General features: G+C 65.0%; 1 protein-coding gene. It reads right to left on the reverse strand.

Translation table 11 applies throughout. The annotated features are described in order from the left end of the window. Positions 1-380: SH3 domain-containing protein (locus tag EO99_RS0125485; protein WP_029621346.1), on the reverse strand; the 380-nt coding region annotated here is incomplete at its 3' end. Positions 381-394 lie beyond the last annotated feature (14 nt).

Consider the following 394-nt stretch of genomic DNA (forward strand, 5'->3'; position numbering starts at 1 on the left):
CGGTAGAAGTCACGACCGCGATAGTGGCGATCCCAGTAGTTGCCGATTTCGAAGGTCACCGTCGGAATCCCGAGCGGCTGGTAGTACCGCGGCCCGACCTCGACGCGCCGCTGCCGGTAGGCTGCCTGGACGTAGTTTCCCGACACCCAGCCGCGTCCGCCGGAAAAGGCGACGTCGCACCAGTTCACGCTGCTCATGCAGCCGTAGATGGTGACCGGCGAGCCGTCCGGGATGACCGTGACTGCGGGATAGGACGTGCTCGGGCCCGAGCGCATGTTGACGTTTGCGGTCGAGAAGCCGCGGACCGCGGCATCGGCGATCGAAGGCAACGCGACCAGAGCACACAAGGCGGCGGCGGCGCTCAACAGATGTTTCTTCACGTGTTTTCCTCCTG

Source organism: Pseudorhizobium marinum (assembly GCF_000705355.1).
GTDB classification, from domain to species: domain Bacteria; phylum Pseudomonadota; class Alphaproteobacteria; order Rhizobiales; family Rhizobiaceae; genus Neorhizobium; species Neorhizobium pelagicum.